At 31.2% G+C, this 24744-nt stretch carries 18 protein-coding genes; 2 read left to right on the top strand and 16 right to left on the bottom strand.

Features of this window, described 5'->3' with window-relative positions; translation table 11 throughout:
- Window positions 1-184: 184 nt before the first annotated feature.
- The 10 genes from bshA to L3X37_RS12255 all read right to left on the bottom strand — a co-directional run bounded on the left by bshA (window position 185) and on the right by L3X37_RS12255 (window position 11125).
- Window positions 185-1321: an N-acetyl-alpha-D-glucosaminyl L-malate synthase BshA gene (gene bshA / locus L3X37_RS12210; protein WP_237240459.1), complete on the bottom strand. Its 1137-nt coding sequence runs from the start codon at window positions 1319-1321 to the stop codon at window positions 185-187.
- 100 nt (window positions 1322-1421) lie between these two features.
- Window positions 1422-4340 carry a serine hydrolase domain-containing protein gene (locus L3X37_RS12215; RefSeq protein ID WP_237240460.1) on the bottom strand — a complete coding sequence of 973 codons (2919 nt, stop codon included), beginning with the start codon at window positions 4338-4340 and terminating at the stop codon, window positions 1422-1424.
- A gap of 143 nt (window positions 4341-4483) precedes the next feature.
- On the bottom strand, window positions 4484-5707 hold the full coding sequence (serB, locus tag L3X37_RS12220) for a phosphoserine phosphatase SerB (protein ID WP_237240461.1): 1224 nt from the start codon (window positions 5705-5707) through the stop codon (window positions 4484-4486).
- A gap of 173 nt (window positions 5708-5880) precedes the next feature.
- Complete coding sequence (locus L3X37_RS12225; protein ID WP_237240462.1) at window positions 5881-6366, bottom strand: ABC transporter ATPase; 486 nt, start codon at window positions 6364-6366, stop codon at window positions 5881-5883.
- A complete protein-coding gene (locus L3X37_RS12230; RefSeq protein WP_237240463.1) occupies window positions 6367-6558 on the bottom strand; it encodes a hypothetical protein in 192 nt (63 codons plus the stop codon).
- Window positions 6559-7350, bottom strand: coding sequence for a (Fe-S)-binding protein (locus L3X37_RS12235; RefSeq protein WP_237240464.1), 792 nt, complete (start codon window positions 7348-7350; stop codon window positions 6559-6561). It lies immediately after the preceding gene.
- Between the two features lie 35 nt (window positions 7351-7385).
- The gene (locus L3X37_RS12240; protein ID WP_237240465.1) at window positions 7386-7724 is read right to left on the bottom strand and encodes a hypothetical protein; all 339 of its coding nucleotides are present in this window, start codon (window positions 7722-7724) and stop codon (window positions 7386-7388) included.
- On the bottom strand, window positions 7717-9024 hold the full coding sequence (locus tag L3X37_RS12245) for a 4Fe-4S dicluster domain-containing protein (protein WP_237240466.1): 1308 nt from the start codon (window positions 9022-9024) through the stop codon (window positions 7717-7719). Before L3X37_RS12245 ends, L3X37_RS12240 begins: the two co-directional genes overlap by 8 nt.
- A gap of 8 nt (window positions 9025-9032) precedes the next feature.
- Window positions 9033-9965, bottom strand: coding sequence for an MlaD family protein (locus L3X37_RS12250; RefSeq protein WP_237240467.1), 933 nt, complete (start codon window positions 9963-9965; stop codon window positions 9033-9035).
- Between the two features lie 50 nt (window positions 9966-10015).
- Window positions 10016-11125, bottom strand: a complete 1110-nt coding sequence (locus tag L3X37_RS12255; RefSeq protein ID WP_237240468.1) for an N-acetylmuramoyl-L-alanine amidase family protein — start codon at window positions 11123-11125, stop codon at window positions 10016-10018.
- Window positions 11126-11236: 111 nt separating this feature from the next.
- Here L3X37_RS12255 and L3X37_RS12260 point away from each other — a divergent pair, with 111 nt between their 5' ends.
- Window positions 11237-14020 carry a putative LPS assembly protein LptD gene (locus L3X37_RS12260; RefSeq protein WP_237240469.1) on the top strand — a complete coding sequence of 928 codons (2784 nt, stop codon included), beginning with the start codon at window positions 11237-11239 and terminating at the stop codon, window positions 14018-14020.
- 61 nt (window positions 14021-14081) lie between these two features.
- Window positions 14082-14462, top strand: a complete 381-nt coding sequence (locus L3X37_RS12265) for a RidA family protein (protein ID WP_237240470.1) — start codon at window positions 14082-14084, stop codon at window positions 14460-14462.
- Here the strand turns inward: L3X37_RS12265 and L3X37_RS12270 are convergent, their stop codons facing one another.
- The 6 genes from L3X37_RS12270 to L3X37_RS12295 all read right to left on the bottom strand — a co-directional run bounded on the left by L3X37_RS12270 (window position 14463) and on the right by L3X37_RS12295 (window position 24699).
- The gene (locus tag L3X37_RS12270; RefSeq protein WP_237240471.1) at window positions 14463-15878 is read right to left on the bottom strand and encodes a response regulator; all 1416 of its coding nucleotides are present in this window, start codon (window positions 15876-15878) and stop codon (window positions 14463-14465) included. It abuts the gene before it with no gap.
- Window positions 15879-15953: 75 nt separating this feature from the next.
- Window positions 15954-17186: an ATP-binding cassette domain-containing protein gene (locus L3X37_RS12275; RefSeq protein ID WP_237240472.1), complete on the bottom strand. Its 1233-nt coding sequence runs from the start codon at window positions 17184-17186 to the stop codon at window positions 15954-15956.
- A gap of 11 nt (window positions 17187-17197) precedes the next feature.
- Window positions 17198-18058, bottom strand: a complete 861-nt coding sequence (locus L3X37_RS12280; protein ID WP_237240473.1) for an N-acetylglucosamine kinase — start codon at window positions 18056-18058, stop codon at window positions 17198-17200.
- 70 nt (window positions 18059-18128) lie between these two features.
- Window positions 18129-19130 (bottom strand): type I glyceraldehyde-3-phosphate dehydrogenase, encoded by a 1002-nt coding sequence (gene gap, locus L3X37_RS12285; RefSeq protein ID WP_237240474.1) that lies wholly within the window; start codon window positions 19128-19130, stop codon window positions 18129-18131.
- Between the two features lie 18 nt (window positions 19131-19148).
- Entirely contained in the window at window positions 19149-20135 is a 987-nt protein-coding gene (pfkA, locus tag L3X37_RS12290) for a 6-phosphofructokinase (protein WP_237240475.1), read from the bottom strand.
- A 151-nt stretch (window positions 20136-20286) separates the two neighbouring features.
- On the bottom strand, window positions 20287-24699 hold the full coding sequence (locus L3X37_RS12295) for a translocation/assembly module TamB domain-containing protein (protein WP_237240476.1): 4413 nt from the start codon (window positions 24697-24699) through the stop codon (window positions 20287-20289).
- Window positions 24700-24744: the final 45 nt, after the last annotated feature.

Raw genomic sequence — 24744 nt, forward strand, 5'->3', positions numbered from 1 at the left:
GATTTAAATCCAATAGAGAAAAAATGGGCACAAGCAAAAGCAATTAGACGTAAATACAATTATAATCCTGATGAACTATTTTTTTATGCAAAATTATGACGTTTTATTTTGATTTAACTATAGTTGCTCAAACACGCAACGAAATCATACACTAGACCGTTAAACGAACTTTTCAAAATTAAATCTAAAGCACCAAACATTTAGCCAAAGTATCCTCATAAATGGCTTCGTATTGCGGTACAATGTTATGGATATCGTATTTTAAAGATTCTTGTCTGGCGTTATTTTTAAAAGTATGTAATCTACTTTCATCACTTAAAACATGTAAGGCGTTTTTTGTCATATCATCAACATCACCAACATTACTTAAAAATCCAGAAACACCATGTGTATTTACTTCTGGAATTCCACCTGTGTTACTAGAAATAACAGGTACTCTAGATGCCATAGCTTCTAGCGCTGCTAAACCAAAACTTTCGGTTTGTGATGGCAATAAAAACAAATCACTAAAACATAAAATTTTGTCTATCTCGTTACTTTTTCCAAAGAAAATAACCTTATCGGTAATGCCTAATTGCTGACAACGCCATTCTATTTTTTCACGCTCTGGACCTTCGCCAACCAACATGAGTTTTGCAGGTATTTCTTTTTGAATATTATAAAATATGCTAATAACATCTTGCACGCGTTTTACTTCGCGTAAATTACTAATATGGGTAATTATTTTTTCATCTTCATTTGCCATTATCTCTCGTTGACAATCTGTAAACCCATGATTATATTTATCTAAATCAATAAAATTGGGCACAACACTTATCTTATTTTTAATATCAAATAAACGCTGTGTATCCTTTTTTAAACTCTTTGAAACCGCTGTTACAGCATCCGATTTATTGATACTAAAAGTAACTGCTGGTTTGTAAAATGGGTGGCTACCAACAAGCGTGATATCTGTACCGTGCAAAGTAGTAACAATGGGCACATAAATATTTTCTTCAATTAGCATTTTTTTTGCCATATAGGCGGCGTAAGCGTGTGGAATAGCGTAATGCACGTGTAAAATTTCAATTTTATGAAGCTTTACCATATCTACCAACTTACTTGATAACGCCAACTCATAGGGTTGATAATGAAATAATGGATATTCTGGTACAGTTACTTCGTGGTAGTGTACATGATTGCTTAACAACTCCAATCTAACGGGTAGATTATAAGTAATAAAATGAATTTCGTGTCCGCGTTTAGACAACTCTAAACCTAGTTCTGTGGCAACAACACCACTACCGCCAAATGTAGGATAGCAAACAATTCCTATTTTCATATTTAAGTTTTACGTCTCTAAAATGTCTAAAGTGCCTACAGTTTTTATTCAACTTTAAATACTTTTAACTTTTAACTTTTAACTTTTAACACTAAGTACTTTATTCTTCAATCGCTTCGTAAATTAAACGTTGAATATCTGTTCTTATGTTCTTTTTTAGCAATATATTTTTTCCAGCTCTGGGATAGGTTCTGTTGGCTAAAAACACATAAACAATTTCTTCTTCTGGGTCTGCCCATGCGTAAGTTCCTGTAAATCCTGAGTGCCCAAAACTCGTCATAGATATACAACCACATGTTGGCCCTTCTTCACCTAATTGGGGTTTGTCAAAACCAACACCTCTTCTATTATTATTTTCGCAAAAATAACAGGTGTTAAATTGATCTACGGTTTCAGGTTTTAAAAACCTTTTACCTCCGTAAAACCCTTTTTGCAAGTACATTTGCATAATTTTAGCAACATCGTTAGCATTGCTAAAAACACCTGCATGACCGCCCACTCCATTTTGCATTGCTGCGCCCATATCGTGCACATAACCATGTACTTTTTGATACCTAAAATAATCATCAACTTCTGTTGGAACGATTTTTTTATTACTTATTTTATGGTACGGGTTATACAAGGTATAATTAGCTCCTAATGGTTGATAAAAATGATTTTGAACAATTTCGTCTAAACCTTTGTCGTAATGTTTCTCTATAAATTTCTTTAAAATATAATATGGAAAATCGCTATAGCGATACCTGAGTCGATCTAGTAATTCTGAATCTTTAATAATGCTATTTATTGAATCTTTATAATCGGTTCTTAAAAACAAATTTTTGGTGACTTCTATATTAAATTTATCACTTTTAGTGGTTCGGTAATATTTTGGACTTGGTTGTCTTGTAACCGAATCTAATGTTTTATAATAAAAAGGTTCCCAAGGTCTTAATCGTGCATAATGAGATAACATTTGTTTAATAGTAATATCCTTTTTATTAGATTTTTTATACTCAGGCAAAAGCTCTGAAAGTTTGCTGTTTAGCGATACAAGCCCCTGCTCCACCATTTGCATAAGCACTGGTAATGTTGCTAATATTTTGGTTAATGAGGCTACATCGTAAACATCGTCAAAAGCTACTTTTTCTTTTCCTTTATAGGTATGTTTTCCGAAGTTTTTGTTATAAATAACATTGCCGTGTCTTGCTACCAGTAATTGAATACCTGGTGTCATCATTGAATCTACCGCTTTTTGCGCTATAAAATCTATTCTACTTAGTTTTACCGAATTCATCCCCACACGCTCTGGAATGGTATAACCTAATCGTTTTAATGAAAATGTATTAATGCCATCACCTACTTTAAAAAACTCTCCTGCCGAAACTGGTAGTGTTCCTTTTGCTGCAATAGCTCCAAATATGATTTGCGCCGATTTTTTTTGTGCAATCTCACTATTTTGATAACTCACCACTATGCTTTCAATATTTTCAATCGTTTTTAAATCTGAAAGCGCATACGGCTTAACAAAAACATCTAGTATTACAGTATGTGTCCTAGCTATTTCGTAGAGCCAAACCAATTCTTTATCAGTGAATTTATATGCTTTCCATGGGGTTTCGTTTGAGCGATGTAAACCAATTACAACAGTATTATAAGGTTGCAACTTATTCATTAAATCATCTAACTTTTCAGCTTCAATAGCATGAACTTTAGTGTATTTTTTTAATTCGTTAAAAAATGCTGTACCGCTGTCATCACCTAACTTAACATAAGCCATAGCTTTGGTTTCTAAATTACGAATTGGCAACAAATCATTCTTATTTTTTATTACCGTAATAGCATTTTCAATAAGGTCTTCATACAAAACATTATCTTCAATTCTGTTTAAATCTTCTGCTAAATTCGCTAAACCAATTGGTTTGTAATTGTTTAAACCAACTTTATACTTTGCTTGCAATATTTTTTTCACTGAATGTGCTAAACGCTCTTCTGTAATATCGCCTTTTTCATAAGCTTCGGCAATTTTAGAAATACCTGTTGAAACATCTTTTGAAATTAATAAGCCATCATTACCTGCCTTAAAAGCGGCTAAGTCAATTTCTCCCGATTCGCTAAAATCTGATGCACCTTTCATGTTTAAGGCATCTGTAAAAATAATGCCTTTAAAACCCAAACGTTCTTTTAAAATATCTGCAACAATATGCTTTGATAATGATGACGGATAACCAGGGCGCGATTCTAAACTAGGAATATTTAAATGGGCAACCATCACACTAGATAAACCTTTTTCAATTAATTTTTTATACGGATATAACTCAATAGAATCTATTCGTTTTTCACTAAAACTAATTGTTGGCAAGGTTTTATGCGAGTCCTGATCGGTATCTCCATGACCCGGAAAATGTTTTGCGGTTGCTAAAACACCAGCGTTTTGCATGCCTTCCATAAATGCTGAAGCTTTTGCAGTAACATTATCACGATCTTCTCCAAACGAACGGTTACCTATTATTGGATTTTTAGGATTTGTATTAATATCTGTTACAGGTGCAAAATTAAAATGAACGCCTAAACGTTTACAATGCTCGCCAATATGTTTACCAGTTTGCTTTATCAAATCGTTGTCTTTAATAGCTCCTAGTGTCATATTCCAAGGAAATGAATAGGTAGAATCTAATCGCATACCTAAGCCCCATTCTGCATCCATACCAACTAATAATGGTACTTTAGAGGTTGCTTGTAACAGATTATTTAATTTAGCCTGTTTTACTGGTCCACCAAGAGAATAAATAACACCTCCTAATTTAGTGTCTTGTATAAGTTTAACATTGGCATCAATGGCTTTTTTATCTTGATTAGTAAAAATCATAATCATAAATAACTGCCCTATTTTTTCTTTTAGTGTTAATGAATTATAAATGCTATCAACCCATTTTTTTTGAGCCTCGACATCCTCATGCAGTAAAGGGTTTGATTTGTTTTGACTAAATGACAGTATAATTGTAAAAAACAAAAGCAACGAAAGTACAAAATGGCGCATATAGTAATTCTTAATTATTGACTGAAAATTTTTTACAGAAATAACTATGCCAAAATAATACTTTTAAAAAGAAGAAAAAAAGACTTTATGATAGAATTATAATAAGATTATAAACAGAAGATATACATTATATAAGTTATAAGTTACTCTAATAAATCGATATGCCTGTCATGGTAACCTAGTAAATACAGCACACCATCTAATCCAATACTAGAAATAGCGCTTTGAGCATTATCTTTTACTTTTGGCTTAGCATGAAAAGCAATACCCAAGCCTGCCAAATTAAGCATTTGCAAATCGTTTGCACCGTCTCCAACCGCAATGGTTTGGCTTATATCGATATTTTCTTTTTTAGCTATTTCTTTAAGATATTCTGCCTTTTTATTACCATCTACAATATCGCCAAGGTATCCTCCTGTTAAAACACCATTTTTAATTTCTAATTGGTTGGCGTAAACATAATCTATACCTAATTCTTTTTGTAAATAATTGCCAAAATATGAGAATCCACCTGATAAAATAGCGGTTTTAAATCCATAGCTTTTTAAAGTATCAATAAGTCGTCGTGCTCCTTTTGTTATGGGTAAATTAACAGCAACGCTTTGTAATACATCTTCACTCAAACCTTTTAAAAGTTTCATACGTCTTTTAAAACTTTCGTTAAAATCTATTTCGCCATTCATAGCAGATTCTGTAATAGCTTTTACCTCTTCGCCTACTCCTGCTAGTTCTGCTAATTCATCAATAACTTCAGTTTGGATTAAGGTTGAATCCATATCGAAACAAACTAAACGCCTGTTTCGTCTATAAATATTATCTTCTTGAAAAGCAATATCGACATCTAAATCATGTGATATTTGCATGAATTTTTCTGTGAATTCTGTTTTATTATCAATTTTACCTCTAATAGACAATTGTATTGAAGCTCTTGGGTATTCTTCATCTTTAACAAGAGACAAACGTCCTGTAAGTCTTTTTATAGAATCGATATTTAAATTCTTTTCTGAAATTATTTTAGTAACTTCAGATATCTGTTCTGCAGCTAATTTTTCTCCTAATAAGGTAACAATATACCTGTCCTTGCCTTGTAAGCTCACCCATTTTTCGTAGTCTTTAAGTGAAATGGGTATAAATTTAGCTTTAATACCAAGTTCATAAGATTTAAAAAGTAAATCTTTTAAAACAGGTGAAGATTCCTTACCAGCCTCAATAACAAACATAATACCCAAAGACAGTGTGTCGTGAATGTTTGCTTGACCAATATCTAATACTTTTGCGCCATATTTTGCTAAAACACCAGTTAATCCAGAGGTTAAACCAGGTTTGTCTTGTCCTGAAATTTTTAATAAGAAAATCTCGTTAGCCATAATGTAATTTTACCTTGAAAGACGTAAAAATCATTATTCTATTTGAGAAATAAAAGTTTTTTTAAATTATAATACGCAATAATTTCTATTTTTGATAATCAGCTAATCAAATCGTGAAGAAATAAACAAAACCATAATGAAATGAAAACTATTTAAGAGAAGTGAAAGTAAGCTTATTTTATAAAACGATTATGCCAGCTATCACTTGCAGGGACTTCCCAATTCTCTTTAAATTCGGCAATATTATTTACTAAATTATTAAAAACAATGGTGTTTTTAGATATGGCTTTATCTTTTGCCATTTTTCTAAAATCTGTAAGTGTTTTATATGCTACATACTCGCCTTGTTTGTAGGACACATTCATTTTATCCATTAAATCAACCTTGTAATCCTTTTCTAATTGCTGAATGAAATGAACCGAGGCGTCAATAGAACAGCCCGTTGCTTTATTTAAATCTTGGTTTAAACCAATTACAATAAATCGCTTGTATTTTATAGTATAACCAGCTTGTAAATCACTTCCATGAGCCGTCCAGTTTTCAATAAAAATATTGAGTTTAGATTGAATTTCTTCCAGTTCGGCCTCTGTAAGCGAACGGTTGGCTTGATATATCCAAACACGAGATTCTTCGGGTAATGTGTTAAAATCTACTAACATTTATTTCTCTTTCTTATTTTTAATTCGTGCAACAATAATCATTCCTATTCCAAAAAGAACGAATCCAATAATAAATTTTTTTAAATCAAATTCTTTATCTCTGTAATAATCTACAATAGCAATAAAACCAGCATAAACAAAGCCTGATATAATGCCATAAATAATTTGAGATTTTAAGTCTTTTGGAGTCATTTATAAATCTTGTGCATTGGCAATAAGTTCTGCAACATCCATAACTCGAACTTGGGTTTCTTTTTCTTTAGCTTTTACGCCATCTGTCATCATGGTATTACAAAACGGGCACCCTGCTGCAATAATTTCTGGTTTTACATCTAAAGCTTGTTCGGTACGCTCAACATTAACATCTTTATTACCTTCTTCTGGCTCTTTAAACATTTGTGCACCACCTGCGCCACAGCACAATCCATTGCGTCGGCAGTTTTTCATTTCTATCAATTCTGCTTCTAACTTTTGGATTAATTCGCGTGGTGCTTCGTAAACATTATTAGCACGACCTAAATAACATGGGTCGTGAAATGTAATACGCTTACCTTTAAATTTTCCACCTTCAATTGTTAAACGCCCATCTTCTAAAAGTGTTTTTAAAAATTGAGTATGGTGCATTACTTTGTAATGACCTCCTAATTCTGGATATTCATTTTTAATGGTATTAAAGCAATGCGGACAAGCCGTTACTATCTTTTTTACTTCGTAGGCATTTAAAACCTCAATATTGGTTACCGCCTGCATTTGAAACAAAAACTCGTTCCCTGCTCTTTTTGCAGGATCGCCAGTACAACTCTCTTCGGTGCCTAACACAGCAAACTCAACATTGGCTTTGTTTAAAAGTTTTACAAAAGCCTTAGTTATTTTTTTTGCTCTATCATCAAAACTACCGGCACAACCTACCCAAAATAAGACTTCGGGTTGTTTTCCTTGTGCCATAAATTCGGCCATTGTTGGTACTTTTAGTAATTCGCTCATATTTATAAAAATTAAATTTAATTGCTATTTCACAATCAATCAATTGAATCTTTCTTGTTTATATTGTAAAAGTCTTCTCTTTTTACTCTTATTACAATTGTAAGTCGTTTTTCCCCATTAACCAATCTGTTTTTAGGTTTTTTAACCAGATTGTTAGAAAGTTTTAATCCTGTTTGACCTAATGCTGTGGTTTGTTCTTTAGAACAATAATCACAGAAAACCCTATTTAGTTTTATACTCCTTACACGAGAATCCTTAAAAGTTGCAATAGTATAAACTTTAAATTGTAATGAGTCTTTTGTGTAACTCTGTGCAAAACCATTGTAGTTACATATTGCTAACAAAACCCCAATAGACAAGAAAAATTTATTCATTTTTCCAGTTTAACCTATCCATTTGATTATATGGCCATGGCGCTCCATTATTTTCAATATTAGTCATCATGTTATTAAGCTCGGTTGGTGCCGCGGATTGCTCCATAACTAAATAACGACGCATATCTAAAATAATTGATAAAGGATCAATGCTAACAGGACAAGCTTCTGTACAAGCATTACACGATGTGCATGCCCAGAGCTCTTCGCGTGTAATATAATTATCTAAAAGTTGTTTTCCATCTTCTTTAAACTCGCCTTTATTGATATCTATATTTTTTCCCACTTCTTCTAAACGGTCTCTGGTGTCCATCATAATTTTACGAGGCGATAACTTTTTGCCAGTTTGGTTAGCAGGACATTCGCTAGTGCATCGTCCACATTCTGTACAAGTATAGGCGTTTAATAGCTGTACCCAATTTAAATCTTGAACATCACTAGCTCCAAATTTTTCTGGTGCTTCGCCATCATCTTCAGGCACTGCATAAGGATCGGCATCAGGATCCATCATAAGTTGCACTTCTTTTGTTACCGCTTCTAAATTATCTAATTGCCCTTTTGGTGCTAATTTACCGTAATAAGTATTTGGGAATGCTAATAAAATGTGTAGGTGTTTTGAAAAGTACAAGTAATTTAAAAATACTAGAATACCAATAATATGAAGCCACCAAGCGCCTCTTTCTATAAAATGAAGTGTACCTTCGGATAAACCGTTGAATAATGGTGCGATATGTTGACTAATTACATTACCTGAATTTAACTCTTGAAAATGCACATCGGTAGCATTCATAATTAAAAACAATGTCATTAACACCATTTCGAAATACAGAATAAAATTACCATCATTTTTTGGCCAACTGGTCATCTCTCTTTTCCAAAAACGAGCCAGTTTTATAACATTTCTGCGAACCCAAAAAACAATAACCGATATAAATACCAAAATAGCAAGCACTTCAAAAGCTCCTATTAAAAATCCGTAAACTGATTCTGGCAATACTTTTAATCCAATTCTGTGGGTTCTGAATATGCCATCTATAATAATTTCTAAAACTTCTATATTAATGATAATAAACCCAACATAAACTATAAGATGCAAAAAACCAGCTACAGGACGACGTACCATTTTACTTTGTCCAAGGGCAATCATAGTCATGTTTTTAAAACGTTGTGATTTATTATCACTAACATCAACATCTCGACCTAATTTAATATTGCGAATTAATTTTTTTACATTTTTTGCAAAATAACCAATACCAATAATTAGTAGGATTGCAAAAAGTATATTAGGCAAATATTCCATTTTAATATTTAGTTAGTTTCTGGTTCTTTATAAGGGATTTCTTTTTTCGAAAGAATTCTAAAATAACGCTTTGGATGCAGTTTTATATCTTTTAAAAGTGCTTCTAATTCTTCTGTGGCACCTTCCATATTTTTATACAAACCATCATCCTTAAGTAGTTTTCCTAAAGAGCCTTTGCCATTATCTATAGTTGTTAAAAGCTTGTTTAAATTATTTAATGTTGTATTTAAGGTCTCTACAGTGGCTCCAACATTTGCATCTTTTAATTGAGTTACTAATAAAGATAAATCAGTACTAGTTGTTTTAAAACGCTCAAGAATGGTTGTAATATTATCATCATTCTTAGCTATAACACTATTTAAGGAGTTTGATGTGCTTTTAAATGATATTAAAGTTTTGTTTAATTCTTTTAATGTGCTTTTAAGCCCATTTTCTGAATCATCTGTAACAAATCTATTTAAACTTGTCATTAGTGTGTCTGTTGATCTTAAAGTGGAATTTAACTCGCTGCTTAAACCAGAAAAATTCTTTGAAAGACTAGCTACAAGCCCCTCTTCTACTTCAGATTTTAAAATAGAGCCAGATTTTGCTATGTCGCCATCTTCTGCTAATATTATGGCTATGGCATTGCCTCCCATTAAACCAGCTTCATACATTCTTACAATACTGTTCTTTGAAATTTTTAATTCACCATTTACAAAAAAAGCAACTTTAGTTTTACCTGTTTTATAATCGTAACTTATGTCTTTTATTTTACCGACTGAATTCCCTTTAACAGTTACTAATGAAGACGTGGTTAGTGCATTGTAATCGAATTCTGTATAGTAAACATGACTATCTTCAAATAAATTTTGACCCTTTAAGTAATTGAATCCAAAAATAAAAAGGAATATTCCTGATAATATTAATATACCCGTTTTAACTTCTTTTGATATCTTCAAAATAAAATATTTAGTTAAACAAATTTAAGATAAATTTAAAAAGAATGAACCTAATTAGCAGTTGTTTTTAGCGCTTCGGTTAAAGATATTTTTTTACCGTCTTTAAATGCCACAATATAACCTGTCTTAAAACCAGCAGCTTTTGCTTCTTCTTCAAGCTTTTTTATAGCGCTATAATTTGAAGTTTCACCATAAAAATATTTGTATAAATTATTTTCTTTTGCTCTGGAAATATTATCTAACCCTTTAAAATTATAAGGCTTTGTTTCTAAAGCTTTTGAGCTTGCTGCTATTTGAACTTTAAAAATAATATTGTTATATGTGGTTTCTGGTTGCTCTATTGTTTGCTGTTTTTCTTCAGTATAAACTTGGTTACTCACATTTAAATACAACGCTTTTTTATACTCTAAAATAGCATCTTTTATGGCTAAAGCCATTTCTCGTTGTCCTTTGCTAGAGTTTAGATAAATACCTTCCCTTTTATTAGTTAAAAACCCAAGTTCTACTAAAACACTAGGCATAACAGTTTGGTGCAATACTATAAAACCTGCTTGTTTAACTTTTCTGTCTTTTCGTTTTAATCTGTTAGTAAAATTATTTTGAATTAAACTAGCCAATTGTATGCTTTGATCTAAATACTCTTCTTGCCCCAGCATAAGACTGATAAGTGATTCGGGGGAATTAGGATCGAATCCATTATAGTTTTTTTCGTGATCTTTTTCATAAAAAATAGCAGAATTCTCTTTTTTAGCAACCTCAAAGTTTGTTTTATTCCTATGAGTACCTAAAACAAATGTTCCTGCTCCATAAGCTTGACTAGTATGCGAATCGCAATGCACAGAAACAAACAAATCTGCATTGGCTTTATTTGCTATTTTTCCTCTAACAAACAAATCAATAAGCTTATCTGTTTTTCTAGTGTAAACAACTTTTATACTTGGATCTTGCTCTAGAGCTTTACCTATTGCTAAAACTACTTTTAAAGCAATGTCTTTTTCTTTATAACCATTACCTAAATTCCCTGGGTCTCTTCCACCATGGCCAGCATCTAAAACCACAACAAATTTATCAGAGTTCTGATTATCATCAACATTTATAAAAGATGAAAATGTTAATACTATTATAAAAGATACGAAAACTAATATTTTATTCGTTTGCATAAGTGTTTTAACGCGTAAAAATTCGGTTTATTACTCATTAATATTGAGCAAATATTTAATTTTAAATTTTTCCGTTGAATAATAAATTATCACAGAAAAATATATGTAATTTTGGCAATTCAAAAACCGAGCCATACTTTTACAAAAATACATTTAAAAGCGTTGCATACAAACAACTTTAAAATACTTTTTGCCTTAAGTTTTACAGTGTTTATTAACATGTTTAGCTTCGCTCAAGATATTCCTAAACCAACAGACAGTATTAAGCCTGCTGTTAAAGATAGTTTGGTTATTAATGCTAAAGACTTAATTAAAAACGAAGCTCCTGCTGAAAAAGCGCAAGACACCACTAAAACAGACTCTATAAAACCTAAAAAAGAACTATTAGAGCATATTGTAAAATATACAGCTACTGATTACACATCCTTTAATCAAAAAAAACAAAAACTTTATTTATATAATGAAGCCGAAATTGACTATGGAGACATCAACATTAAATCTGGTAGTATTACCATAGATTATAGCACCAATACGGTTTACGCCAAAGGTATTTTGGATTCTATTGGAGAATATACTCAAGCGCCAATATTTACTCAAGGTAGTAATGTAGTTGAACCCGATTCTATTATTTTTAATACCAAAACCGAAAAAGCTTTAATTTATAATTCTAAAACTGAACAATCTGGTGGTACTGTTATTGCTCAAATAACAAAAAAGGAGAACGACTCTGTTTATTTTATACATCGAGGAAAATATACTACCGCCGAAGATTTAGAAGACCCAGAATATTACATCTTGTTAAGAAAAGCAAAAGTTGTTCCAGGTAAAAAAATTGTAACGGGTTTAGCAAATCTGTTTATTTACGAAGTACCAACACCTATTGGTCTTCCGTTTGCTTTTTTCCCGCAAAGCGAAAAACAAACTTCTGGTATTTTAATACCTAGTTTTGGTGAGCAAAACGATCGTGGTTATTTTTTACAAAATGGTGGTTATTATTTTGCTATAAGCGACTATATAGATTTAGCTGTTTTGGGCGATTATTATACCAACGGAAGCTACGGATTGCGTTTAGAAAACAACTACGCAAAACGTTATAAATTTAGAGGTAATTTAGGATTTCGTTACGAAAATTTAATTACTAGCGAACGTGGTTTCCCCGATTACGCAAGATCTACGGTTTACAATTTGCGTTGGTCGCACAGTCAAGATAGTAAAGCTAGTCCCAGCTCACGTTTTTCGGCTTCGGTAAATTTAGGTAGTAGCACCTATTATCGCCAGTCATTAAATCAAATTAATACAGGTAATTTTTTAAATAACACCTTAGCCTCATCTGTATCGTATTCTAAAACTTTTGAAGGTGAGCCGTCAGTAAATTTTAGTGTTACAGCTACGCATTCACAAAACACAAACACCGAGCAAATCAACATGACACTGCCTACATTTCAAGGTAACGTGAGTAGAATATTTCCCTTTGCACCTAAAGTTGGATCGAAAAAAGGAATTATTCAAAATATAAATTTACAATATAGCGTAAGAGGAGAAAACAGAATTCAAACTACAGATTCGTCGTTCTTCAAAAAGGAAATGTTTGACGATGCCAAAACAGGTTTTCAACATTCTATCCCTATTAGCACAAACTTTAAAGTTTTTAAACATTTTAGTTTAAGTGCTTCTACAAATTTTAATGAAACATGGACTTTTAAAACCATTAATAAGGTTTATGACAATTTAAATGATGAACTTATTACAGAAACTGTAAATGGTTTTGATGCCTTTAGAAGCTATAATTTTAGCACCAGCTTAGGTACCACAATTTATGGTATGTTTAACTTTAAAAACGAAAAAAAGGAAAACCCAAAAATACATGCTATTCGTCATGTTATTCGCCCATCAATAAGTTATAATATTAATCCTGCTTTTGATAGATATTATGAGTCTGCCGAGGTTATTAATGCCGATGGGCTTACACAAGCCGATATTGATATTCTTCAAAACGACCCAAGTTTACAATACTCTAGATTTGAAGGTGGACTTTTTGGAGTTCCTGGCAGAAACTTCTCCAGCTCTATGGGAATTTCTCTTGCTAACAATTTTGAAGCCAAAGTACGCGATAAAGATAGTACCGCAACTGAACCTAAAAAAATAGTTCTAATTAATAACTTAAATTTTTCTAGCTCGTATAATTTTGCTGGTGATTCATTGCAATGGAGCCCTGTAAGAATGAGTGGTGGCACACAATTATTTGACAATAAACTAAGCTTAAACTTTGGTGCAACTTTAGACCCTTATGCTTTAGATAATAACAACAATAGAATAAATAAATTTAATATAGATAACGGAGGAAGCCTTTTTAGATTAACTAGTGCTAATGCTACTATGAGCTACTCCTTATCGGGAGGAAAAGATGGTAAAGGACAAAATGATAGTAGCGATGCAGCATTAAATAACCCTGAAGACGTATTACCCAAAAATTTAGATTTTGCAAATCAGCAAATTGGCGTAGATTCAGATAAGGATGAGGATGACGATGATGAAGCTGAAAAAAGTGCTTTTTATAATTTTAAAATCCCATGGAGTTTACGTTTAGCTTATGCTGTTAACTATTCAAACTCAAGACGACAGAATGAAATATCTTCACACTCACTCATGTTTTCTGGTGATATTGAATTATCCCCTAAGTGGTCTGTTGGTGGGTCTTCTGGTTTCGATTTAAAAAACAAAGGGTTCACTTTTACGCAACTACGATTTGAGCGTGATTTATTAAGCTGGCGTATGAATTTTAGTTGGGTACCATTCAGCGCAAGAAGCTCATGGAATTTCTTTATAGGAATAAAATCGAATATTTTAAAAGATTTGAAATACGAAAAGCGTAGACAGCCTGATCAACGGCTTTAAACTAAAAAGGTAAATACAATAAGATTTCCTCCTTCGAGGTAATAACAAAAATGCCAATTCAATGAAAAAAATAATTTCTACAACAAGTGCTCCTACTCCTATTGGTCCATATAGTCAAGCTGTTTTAACAGGAAACACTCTTTATGCTTCGGGGCAAATTGCATTACATCCAGAAACTGGCATATTGGTTTTAGATGATATTAAAACTGAAACCAAACAAGTTATGGAAAATATAAAAGCGGTTTTAAAAGCAGCAAACATGACTTTTGATAACGTTATAAAATCCTCAATATTTATTAGTGATATGAATAATTTTGGAGAAATAAATGCTGTTTATGGGAGTTATTTTAACGAAGTTAATGCACCTGCTCGCGAAACAGTAGAAGTATCTAGATTACCAAAAGATGTAAATGTAGAAATTAGTATTATAGCTGCTAAGTAACTACGCTGGTCTATCTACTGAAGCATATTTTATAAGTAACTTTTTTAACTTATCAACCTCAATGGGTTTTGCTAAAAAGGCATCAATACCAGCTAATTTAGCATTCTCGATATCCTCTTCAAAAGCGCTTGCAGACACTGCTATAATTGGTGTTTTAAGTTTAGTGTATTTTCTTGTTCTTTTAATTTTTTCAGTGGCTTGGTATCCATCTAAATCTGGCATGTAAATATCCATAAACACCATATCAAAATCAAGTATTTTATACAAGTCAACTGCTTCTAAACCATTTTTAGCAAAGGTACAATCGGCACCTTGTTGCTCTAGCAAAAACTTAATCACTTTCTGGTTCATCATGTTATCTTCAGCAACCAATACATTAAATGTATTAAGAAGTACAGGTTTAACCTCTGCACTAGGCATTTGAATATTTAATGTTTTTTTTAGTTGTAAACTAAAGTAAAATGTTGTGCCTTTGTTTTCTTTGCTTTCAATTTTAAGCTCTCCTCCCATTAATTTTACTAGATCTCTAGAAATTAATAACCCATAACCTCCACCTCTGTAATCATTAAATTTAGAAACATCCACTTTCTTGGAGTTTTTAAGAATTCTTTTAACCTCGTAAGAACGCATACCAACACCAGTATCTTTAATATAAAAAGTAACAATTTGATCGTCTTCAATACCAACTGTTTGATCAACAATAATTGTAATTTTTCCATTATTTGTAAACTTAATCGCGTTATTGATTAAGTTAATAAGTACTTGTTGAATCTTTGCTATGTCGCCTAAAACATAAAACTTTTTTTCGCTTTCAAACAAAAAATCAAACTCAAGTTCTAACCCTTTATCCCAAGCTTGATATTCGAAAATTTTAAACAATCTGGATAAATCAGTTTTTAAATTTATTGCAGCTAAATTAAGTGTCGCATCAGCTTCATCAACTTTAGAATTATCAATAATCATGTTCACTAACTGTAGTAAATGCTCTGAAGAATAATCGGCAATTTCAACTTGTGCTTTTTGGTCAGCATCCAAATTAGTTTGTTTTAGCATATTTAACATTCCTAAAACCGTATTTAAAGGCGTTCTAATTTCATGACTCATATTAGCCAAATAAATAGATTTGTAATCAGCGGTGTCTAATGCATCATTTAATTTTTGCTTTAAATCAATTATAATATTAGTTAAATTATCAACTTCTAACTCGTTTGAGTATTGATTTTTAAAAAAGTGAAATGCAACATTAACCAGAACAATTATTAATACAGCAAATAATAAAGTGATGTTTCGTAAGTCTGTATTCTCATCAATAAAATTAAACCCAACAAAAAAAATAGCCACAAAAGCAATAACTACAAAAACAGACAAAATAACTTTTACTTGTGTAGGTTTTATTTGATTTTTAAAAAAAAGCATGATTGCGTTTAAAATTTATTTATAAATATACTAAATATCAAAGTTATAATTACAAATAAATAGTGCTATAAATTATTACGAAGATTTAATAATATTACCTATCGAACCGGTATTTTTTGGCTGTAATTGATAAATATAATTGGGGTTAATTAAATGCGCTTCATTTCGGTGCGAAACGTACAAAATAGCTGTATTACTCTCTGAAGCTATTTTGTTTACTAATTTGCAAAATAATGCAGCATCGTTATCATCTAAACCATTTGTTGGCTCATCTAAAATAAGTAATGGCGGATGCTTAACCATAGCTCTGGCAATTAGCACTAAACGTTGATGCCCTACAGACAAGCTTAAAAAACTTTTGTCTTTTATATGAAACATGTTTAACACCTTTAGCCACTGATGAGCTAATGTAAGTTGTCTTTCATTTGGAATTTTATAAAGCCCAATAGAATCGAAAAATCCTGATATAATCATTCTTTCAATAGGTTGCAAACGTTCAAAACCTCGTAGATATTCTGAAGAAAAATAACCTATTTTCCTTTTAATATCCCAAACACTTTCTCCGCTCCCTTTTTTAATACCAAATAATGTAATATCTTGATTGTATGCTTTGGGATTATCACCAGAAATAAGACTTAAAAGTGTGCTTTTTCCAGAACCATTTGGACCTATTAATTGCCAAAACTCACCTGGTTTAATTTCCCAATTAATACCATTTACAATTGTTCTACTACCGTAACATATTGTAACATTTTTAAATTTAACCAATGAACTAAACTGGTTGTTGGTTTGATTATAAGGTTTTGGTAAACTTAATAGAAAATCTTTAGGCTTATCATCTATTAAAGAATCTTTATTTTCACATAAAATAGGTATACTATGCTTTAATTTATAAAGCTGATTTACAAAAGGCAGTATATCTTCTACTCTATTAGTAATTTGAATAATAGGTGTTTTTTGACTTAATTGTGTTAGCGTTATTTCAATATTTTTTTGAGACTCAATATCTAAATTTCCAAAAACGTTATCAACTAAAATATATTCTGGATTTTGAGAGATAAGATGCTGTAGTAATGCCTTTTTTCGTTCGCCTTCAGAAGAATTTAACAAACTGTTATTTGCACTTGTAACGACGTTAAATTGACCATGGCGAACTTCTTCATCTATAAACTTATCTAAAGTTTTTTTTGAAAAAATAGCGCCTTTTAAAGTAGTAAAATCACCAATAAAATTCTCTGATATAATGCGCTTGATAAGTTGTTCTTTATCATCATTATTAGAAATATAAAGCGCAATATGCTTATGCAAAAACTAATTTTTTACAGATTATTAGTATGATATGCAACTAAACCTTCAATGGGTCTTCTTTCAAAATTACCAACGGTAAAACCCATTTCGTTAGCAACTTCTTTAATTTCATCTTGAGCAAAAAATGCAATAGAACCAGCAAAATGTACTGGAACTGTTTTTAGCTCTTCTTTGAATTGCATAATCATATTAGTTGCAAATAAACGTATCCCTTTTTTTATAAGATCGATAATATAATCTGAATCTTTATGCAAGAATATAAACTCTGCAAAACTTGCTAAATATGCATTGGGATTGGGTTGCTTGTACAAATTGTATTTTATATAATCGTCTTCTACGTTATATTTTGTTTCAAAAGCAATTCTAATATTTTCTGGCATGTGATTAAAATAATAATCTCTTATTAATTGTCTTCCATAATAATTACCAGAAGCGTCATCCATAATAGAATACCCCAAAGATTTTACTTTTTGATGTTCCTCTTTACCATCAAAATAGCTACAGTTAGAACCCGTACCTAATATACACACAACAGCAGCTTCATCTTTTTTATTTATTGTAGAATATACCGCTGCCAAAGTATCTTCTTTTACTTGAATTTCGGCATTAAAAAAAATATCTTTTAATACTTCTCCTAAAAGTTGATTTGGTTTTTCTGTACCGCAACCTGCTCCATAAAAAAACACGTTGGTTACGGCAGCACGATTATCTTTTAACTCTTGACTATTTTTAATTCGCTTTCTTAGTTTTTTTTCTGGCAATGTTGCTGGATTTAATCCTTTAGTTCGAATTTTTGGTAATAATTTATTCCCATTACTATCTACAGCTATCCAATCAGCCTTTGTAGAACCACTATCAACAATTAAAATCATAAGTCAAAAGAAAAAAATCCACAGAATCATCTTATTTATTTAGGATAACTCTGTGGAAATATATTAATAATTATATAGCACCTATATGTTGTGCTAAATCAACTAATTTAGTTGAGTACCCGTATTCGTTATCGTACCAAGATACTAATTTAACAAAATTATCGTTTAGTGCCATACTTGCATTAGCATCAAATGTGCTCGTTTTTGGTTCTGAAACAAAATCTTGAGATACAACACCCTCTTCAGTATAACCTAAAACACCATTTAATTCGTTTTCTGAGGCATGCTTTAAAGCTGCTTTTACTTCATCAAAAGAAGCGCTCTTTTCTAAACGACAAGTCAAATCAACAACTGATACATCAACAGTTGGTATTCTAAAAGCCATACCTGTTAATTTTCCGTTTAATTCTGGAATTACTTTACCTACTGCTTTAGCAGCTCCTGTAGAAGCTGGCACAATGTTATTTAAAGAAGCACGACCCAATCTGTAATCTTTTCTAGATACACCATCAACAGTAGATTGTGTAGCAGTTGCAGCATGAACTGTTGTCATTAAACCTTCTGCAATGCCAAATTTATCGTTAATTACTTTAGCTAAAGGTGCTAAACAGTTAGTTGTACATGATGCGTTAGATACAATAGTGTCTGCTGCAGTAATCTTATCATGGTTTACACCCATAACAAACATAGGAGCATCTGCAGATGGTGCCGAAATAGCAACTTTTTTGGCACCAGCTTTAATATGTGCTTGTGCTTTATCTAGGGTTGTAAAAATACCTGTACAATCTAAAATAACTTCTGCTCCAACTTCGTCCCATTTTAAATCTTCAGGATTGCGCTCAGCAGTAATTCTAATTTCGTTACCATTTACTATTAGTTTTCCGTTTTTGGTTTCAATTGTACCATCAAACTTACCGTGTACCGAATCATATTTTAATAAATATGCTAAATGCTCTACATCTAACAAATCGTTAATTCCTACTATCTCAACATTTGGTCTTTCAGCAGCTACTCTAAAAGCTATTCTTCCTATTCTACCAAATCCGTTAATTCCAATTTTTAATTTTGACATAATCTTATTTATTAATGTTTAAGTGCTCATAATGTCTGAGACACGCAATAATTCTAAATTTATTTTTGTTTTTCCTTTTATGGCGTTATCGAAAGGTGTTAATTCCATTTTTGTGTTTTGCAAACCAACCATGTAATTAGATTTTCCTTCTAATAATGATTCTACAGCTTTTACACCCATCCTACTTGCTAAAACCCGATCGAAACAAGATGGTGAACCACCGCGTTGCATATGCCCGAGTACAGATACTCTAACATCGTAGCCTTCCATATTATCATCAACAAAATCTTTAAGTTCAAAAATATTTTTACCTATTTTATCACCTTCAGCAACAATAACAATACTCGATGTTTTTCCTGATTTTCTGCTACGTCTTAAAGACTCTACCAATCGATCTAATCCTAAATCTTCTTCAGGAATTAAAATTTCTTCAGCTCCGCCAGCAATTCCAGCGTTCAAAGCAATGTGTCCTACGTCACGCCCCATAACTTCTATAAAAAAAAGCCTGTTATGTGAGCTCGCTGTATCTCTAATTTTATCAATGGCATCGACTACGGTATTTAGAGCTGTATCGAAACCTAAGGTATGTGTTGTTCCAACAATATCATTATCAATAGTTCCTGGAATTCCCATAACTGGAAAATCGAACTCATCATTTAGTATCATTGCGCCAGTAAAAGAACCATCTCCACCTATTACAACTAAACCGTCAATTCCTGCTTCTACTAATTTTTTATAGGCTTTTTGTCTACCTTCTACTGTTCTAAATTCTTTTGAACGTGCCGATTTTAATATCGTACCTCCTTTGTTAATGATACCTTTTACACTTCTGGCATCCATAGGTTTAAAATCTCCTTCTATTAAACCTTCATATCCTCGGTAAACACCTATGCATTCTAAATCATGATATGCACATGTTCTTACAACCGATCGGATTGCTGCATTCATCCCTGGTGAATCCCCTCCAGAAGTTAAAACAGCTATTCTTTTTATCTTTTTTGGCATTAATTTTTTTATTACGAAGTAAAATTAGTAAACAAATGTTATAATTATATAACATATATCATATTTTAACTATAGCTGTTAAACTATAACGTTTTAGTTAATAAAAAAAATAGTTTTTATAAAAAATATGAAGCAAAAAGCTAAAAAACTGCTAATTATCTTTTTTTGAAGATGTTTTATGAGTTACAAAACTTGGGGAAGTATCACTATCATCTTCTTTTTCCTTTTCAGTAGATAATACTTCTTTGTCATCCGTTTTCTTTTTAAAAAGCCTTTGGATTAGTTCTTTGAAAGTATCAAAATCTACATTATATGATAAACCAACGCCTTGTGTATAGCCTATAGCTTCGCCAAAATTACGAATACTATTCTCTCTATTAAAAACTTTTGCGGTTAATGTACCTTCTTCATTAAGTAAAAAATTAATTTCTACATCTCCAGCAATTACAGTTTCGGTTGCTCCGCCAACTGGTACTCCCAACTTACCATTAATAAATACTTTATCGCTTATTTTTGTTTGGATAGTGGCACTTACCCTATCGTCTGTTTTATAATCTGGTCTATTTTCTCCAACTTCATAATTAAAACCAAAGTCGAATTTACCATTTTCACTAGAAAAAATACCATTTACAATACCATTAAGCCTTTCTGCAATGGTTCCAGAAAAATTAAGGTCGTTTAAACCACGTGAAAACGCTCCTGTTGATAATAAATATAAAGCTTGATTTTGTCTATCATCTGGTGATTCTAATCGATATTGTAGCTCCGATTTTATTGCAGAAGTCACTGTTGGAAAATCGAACTCAAACAAAGGGTCTGGTTGTTCTAACTCTCCTGTTAAGCTAATATTTAATTCAACTGGTATACTTCTATTAATAGGATTATCTAAAAGTGGTGATGGGTTAGCATTTGTTTTATAAGTAGCTTGCATATTAATTAGTGCTTTTAAAGGCTCGCCATTCCATGCTAATGTTCCTCCAGGTTGTACAATAAATTCTTTTTGTACAATACCACCAAAAGCAAAATTATAAACACCTTCAAACACCGAAAAATCGCCCCACATATTAAACTTTCCATTGGTATTAATTTCAACTAAAAGTCCGCCGCTTCCTCGTCCTTTTAAAGCGTGTCCTGTATTTTTATCTATAATAATTTCTACTTGGGCATCTTCTGTAATATCTAAGTCAAAGGCTAATTCTAATCCTTTTATATCTTCAAAAACAAGATCTACACCTTGCTCTTTAGCTAATTTTTCTTCTTTAGTAATAAAATGAATAAAAGAATTATCGCCAAAAGACTCCGTATCATTAAGGGGTATATTAAAAATTGTACCTCTCTTAGTTTCGCCAATAACATTAATGGTGAGCTCGTCTGCTGGTCCTTTTATAGTAGCACTACCACCAATAAAACCTGTTCCGTAGTATAATGCTTCTTCTGTCTCTTTGGTGTCTAAAACTAATAACCTGTTGTCTCCAATATTGGTATCAATACTTAAATCTAAAGCCCATTTAGATAAATTCACATGACTTAATTTACCATTTAATGTACCTTGAGAATTAAATTTAGTATCGGTTAATTGTAGATTCTTAAAAACGAAACTCTGATTTTCTAATGTAACTGAGGTTTTATCATTAAAGTTATAATCTACATTTAAATAAGGAATTCCAAGTCCAGATTTATTTAAAGCAAGTTCTCCATTAATATCAGGTCGCTTTAAATTTCCAACAACATTGGCTTTACCAGAAACTTGTCCTCTAATATTACTTAAAACGCCATCTAGCAATGGATTTAGAGGTTGTAAACTAAAGTCATCAAAAGTTAAATTAACATTAATGCTTGATTTTTTACCTACTACATCTATTTCTCCTATGGCACTAAATGAATTAGATAAATCGTTTTTAATAGTGGCATCAACTGTATAGTTCGTTAAATTTTCATTCCCTTTAATATTAGCATCAAAATCTCCTAACGGAAAATTGTTTACTTTAAAATTAGATATATCTATTTCAGATTCTGGCTGATAATTTCCATCAATTTGAAAAATTTTTAAATAACCATTTACATTTCCCGCTAACGACAAGCTATCTATGTCTGGTGTTATTTTAGCAAGATTTACATTTTTAAAATTAAGTTTTAAGTCTTTTTGAGTGGAATCTTTTAAAGATCCTGAAAGCTTAATTTCTTCATTATTATGACTAATCTTGAAGTTATTTAAATTGAATTTGGTCAAGCCTTTATCAAACGACACATTATTAAGAGTGTCATTTTTGTTATTTACAAACCACTTTCTGTTTTTAATGGTGAAGTCTGATTTTTTGAATCCTAAAACAGATTCGCTTTTTTTATTAATAGTATGGTAAAAACTTAAATTAAATATATCGTTATTTCGCTTACCACCCTTAAATTCTGAACGCATAAACAAGGTGTCGTTTACCGTAACGTTAATTAGATTGAATTTTGAGACTTTATAAAAATCGGTATTAATACTATCTACTTCAACATAGGTGTTAAATAGTGGGTTGTTATTATCAACCTGCAATTCTATATTATTTGCAAAGTGCTTTTTGAATTTAATTTTTGGTGATTTAAATGTAAGACCAAATGCATCTTCTTCACTCTCTACAGTACCACGAACAAAAGTATTTTTACCCAATTGAATTTCTGGAAAAAATACTTCAACTATTTTATTATAAATCTTGAAATTAAAATCGATTTTTTGATTTGATGCTACTTTATGAGGAATATAATTAGTGTAAATATGACCTAATGAATTTTCAAATAACTTGCCTATATCTTTAAACCGAAACTTTCCTTCAAGGCTTCCTTTAATAATATCTGGAGAATTTATTTCTATAAATCTTGTATTATTATCAAATCTTGATGAAATGGCAAACTCATCAAAATAGTAAGTGTCTTTTATATTTTTATACGACGTGTTTTGAAACAATACTCTACCAAAAGCATCATCATAATTACTCGCATTCATATTCATTCTAACCTTACTTTTAAAGATTGATATGCTATCTTTTTTAACAAAGTTTAAGGCATTTAAATTGGCATAATCTACATTGGCTGTAAAATCGTATTTTCTTAATTCTTCTGAAAAATCAACAAGTCCATTAAAATTTAATTGTAGGTTTTTATCATTAGCTATTAAATTACCGTCAAATATTTTGTTTTTAACGTTTCCTGCTACTTTAATTCCTTTATAATTATAATTATTATATAAAATTTCAAAAACATCTCCATCTACTTGACTATCAATGTTTTCTAAAATAAAACCTGTGCCATTCACATTTAAGTTAAGTGATGTTAATCCAACTTTTGGATCTTCAATTAAAGTTCCCAAATCAAATTCTTTAAAAATGATTTTACCTCTATAAGACGAGTTATCTATATCATTAACTTTTGTTATTTCAAGTTTAGAATCAACAAAACCTAATTCGGTTTCTATCTCAACATCAGCATTTACTGTAGATGCCGTAATTTGCGATTGTCCAACAATTTTAAACCTACCTAATCTATCAAAAGATGACGGAATAGCATCTCCTAAAACATTAGGTAGTAGTGCTGTTAAATCCTTATATGTAGAGGTTAAATTATTAAACCTACCATCCATATAAAAATCGCCTTCTTCTTTACTAAACAGATTTTTAAAGCCTATATCTCCATAAATTCTGGTATTTCGGCTAGAAGTAAACTTTAAGTTTGTAGCTAGTAAATCGTTTAAAGTACCTGACAAATCAACACTAAATCGTGCATATTGGTTATTGCCAAATTCATTATAAAATGTGTTTAATTCGTTAAGTAAAATATTAGAATCTTTAAAACTTGCAGTAACTAAAACCTTATCTTCAAAAAACTGTAAATCTTCTCTTTTGTACGAAAATTTTAAATCGCCTTTTAATTCTGAATTAGGTGTTTTAATACTCAAATTGTCAAAGGTCATATCTGTTAAAGTATAACTAAAGTTGGTCATTAAATTTTTAACAACCACACCTCTACTATCTTTAAAACCTAGTGTATTAATTCTAGCACTAACATCGCTACCGTTAATTAAAAAATTGGTAGCGTTAATGCTTAAGTCTTCAAAATCAAGTCGTTTTGTAGTTTCTCTATTTTCGTCTGATAATTTAAAATGACCATCGTAAATTGACACATCGCTAGAAGAAAGTAAAAAATCACCACTTTTCGCTTGCGGATTATCGCCTTCTAATTTCGCAACGAAAATATCTAAATTGGTATCGATGGTGTCTTTGTATGTTTTAATATTAAGCACTAAGTCCATAATATCAATATCACCAAAAACCAATTTGCCTTTGTATAAATTTCTAAAACTTAAAATAGATGTGTTAAGTTCTGAAATACTAATTAGGGTATCTTTTTTATAATCTTCAATATAAATACTTTTTAACTCAACATCGCCATTAAATTGTAATCCAACTTTATCAATATTTATATTAGTACCAAACTCGGTATTAATTTTTTTAGTAGCATAATTACCTAACCCCGTTTGAACAAATGGTATAGAAAGCACCAAGACCAAAATGATAAAAAGCAGCAATAAAATGCCTGCTATTTTTGATAGTATTTTTAGATTTTTTTTGAT

Source organism: Wocania arenilitoris (assembly GCF_021728535.1).
Taxonomy (GTDB): domain Bacteria; phylum Bacteroidota; class Bacteroidia; order Flavobacteriales; family Flavobacteriaceae; genus Wocania_A; species Wocania_A arenilitoris.